Here is a 2571-nt window from a genome sequence, read left to right on the forward strand (position 1 = left end):
CATGCTGCCGTCCCAGGCGTAGGCGGCCACGGTGGCGGCGAACGCGGCGCCTGCGGGGGCGAAGACGGCATCGGTTGGCGCGGCGCCATTGGGGTTGTGCAGGCTGCCGTAGTCCAGGCCCGAGACCAGGATCACGAAGGGCCGCACGGTGAGGATGTTGCTGGCGCCGGTGATGGCAGTGGCGGCATGGCTCAGCGAGTCGTCGCGCACGTTGAGGCTGTAGCGGCCGATGTCGGTGCTGCCCAGGTTGAAGCTGGCCACGCCGCTGGTGAAGTTCAGTGCGAGGTTGCTGGCCGCCGGTTGGGTGGCAGGGATGCTGAGGGCTGGCGAAACGATGCTGGGCGCCGTCCAGCTGCCGGTGGTGCCGCTGTCGGTGCGCCAGAGCTTGAGGTTGCGGCTGCCGCTGAAGTCGGTGGCCACGCCGCAGCTGCCGGTGGTGGGGTCCTTCTTGAACAGGCTCAGCGTCATGTCGTGCGGCCGGCGGGCCACGGCCACGTCGCTGCCGGCCACCTTGTTGGCCAGGTCCTCGGCGAAGACGAAGGCGTTGTCGCGGAAGGCGATGGGGCCCACGCTGTTGGCGGTGGCCGGCAGGGTGCTGTCCACCGCGCCCAGGCTCACGTCCTGCGCCAGCGAGTGGCTGAACTGCAGAGTGGCCTGGCCGGTATCCGCGGTGCTGAACATGTAGTTGGCGGTGCCGTCATTGGCCGTGCCGTTGGCCAGCGTGCCTTGTGGCGGGCTGGTGCTGCCGGCCGACCAGTCGCCGCGGTTGCTGCTGCTGCTGAGGTTGACGGTGCCGGTGTAGCTGGTCAGCAGTGCGCTGCAACTGGTGTTGGAGCAGGCACGCAGCGTGATGCTGGCCGGCGCGCAGGTGGAGCCGCTGCTGCTGCCCGCGGTGATCTCGATGTGGTCCAGCGGCGGCGGGCAGCCGTGTGTGGCGTTCATCGTGAGCAGCACCTCGGCTGCACTCAGCTCGTAGTTGTAGACCTGCACCTCGTCGATCAGGCCGGCAGCCGAGTTCGCGGTGGCGCCAGCGGGCAGCGCGGTGCTTCGGTTGTCGCCAATGAACAGCGAGTTCAGCGTGGTCGAGAGGCTGCCATTGGTGGTGCCGTTGGTGGTGGCGCCCAGCGTGCCGTTGACATAGATGCGCAGCGTGCTCTGGTTGGTGCCGCTGGCCAGGCGCCAGGTGATGACCACGTGCACCCAGGTGTTGGCCGCGGTGGTGCGGGTGGCGGTGGTGGCCACCAGCGCGGTGCCGGCGTCATCGGCCACGGCGAAGCGCAGGCTGCCGGTGCCGTTGCGCATCAGGTAGAACGGGTAGCTGGCGGAGGCGGTCGCATCCATCAGCATCGCGGCGGTGCCGTTGTTCCATGCGGTGTCCTCGCGCAGCCAGAAGGCGATGCTGCCGCTGGCACCGACCGCGCTGTCCACGTCCAGCGCGGTGTCCACCGCGTTCACCGTGCTGCTGGTGTTGGCCGGCACGTCCAGCGAGCGGCAAACCTGCGCGATCGAGCTGGTGGCAGTGGCGCTGCCCACGCGCACGCCGTTGTAGCCATGGCCGGTGCTGTCGGCCACTTCGCCGGCGGTGCCGTTCCAGGCGCTTTCGTCCATGCGGTACTCGGCCAGCTTGGTGGGCGTACCCGAGGGCAGGAACCAGCGGATGGCCGAGCCGTTGGCGTTGTAGCCGCTGTTGAAGGAGTACAGCGTGTAGTCGCTGCTGTTCACTTCCACGCCGATGGTGGCGTTCGAGCCCGAGGCGTTGGCATTGCCGTACTGGTACTTGAACTCGCCGCTTTCGTAGAGCACGGCCTGGAAGGTGTAGGGCGTGGTGGTGTTGTACTGGTAGACGTTGTTCCAGCTGACCACCAGCCGGCGGTTGGGGGCGCTGCCCTTGAGCTCCCAGGTCACGCCGCCACTGGTGGAGCGGCCGGGGTCCAGGTCGGTCCAGTAGACCAGCAGCACCGCTGTAGGGGTGGCAGCGGCGCAGCCGGAACCGTAAGCGGCGGGCGCGGCCACCGGCAAGGTGGTGTTGGTGTAGGTCCGGTGCAGGCCGGCATCCGGGCCGAATTGCAGCATGCCGTTGGCCAGCACGCGCACGCTGCCGTAGCTGCTGCCGGCGAAGGGGAAAGTGAATCCCCCGGTGAAGCTGATCGTGGCCTTGTCGTCGTCGTTGGGATAGCCGGTGCAGCTCTTGTCCCAGGTGATGGTGTTGGCCGCCGATTCCCAGCTGTAGGTGTCGCTCCTGAAGGTGTAGGTGGCGGCCTGGGCAGGCATCAGCGCCAGGCAAAGCCAGGCCATCGCCAGCCACCGCGCCAGCCCGCCACAACGCGCGAGGAAGAGGAAACCGCCTGGTGTCATGGGCATGCCTTGTCCTCAGGGCCGGGCCAGCATCCAGCTCAGCTGGCGCTCGACGTAGACGGCATTCGGCGTGCCGGTGGCCGGGCAGGCGCCGCCGCTGGGCAGGTTGCAGGCGGTGGCGGTGAGCTGGTAGAAGGCCAGGTTGGTGGCGCCATCGCTCACAGTGCCGCTGGTGGGCGTGCGGCTGCAGACGATGGTGACCGTGAAGCCCGAGAG

Annotated in this window: 1 protein-coding gene and 1 pseudogene; both read right to left on the reverse strand. The window is 68.6% G+C overall.

Translation table 11 applies throughout. From position 1 onward, the window contains the following. A partial coding sequence (locus FKP22_RS26905; protein WP_141291031.1) for a LamG domain-containing protein occupies positions 1-2361 on the reverse strand: 2361 nt, incomplete at its 3' end. Between the two features lie 9 nt (positions 2362-2370). After that, a pseudogene (locus FKP22_RS32850) lies at positions 2371-2571 on the reverse strand (hypothetical protein); the annotation flags it as partial.

The sequence above is a fragment of the Ideonella azotifigens genome (assembly GCF_006519715.1).
GTDB lineage: Bacteria > Pseudomonadota > Gammaproteobacteria > Burkholderiales > Burkholderiaceae_C > Ideonella > Ideonella azotifigens.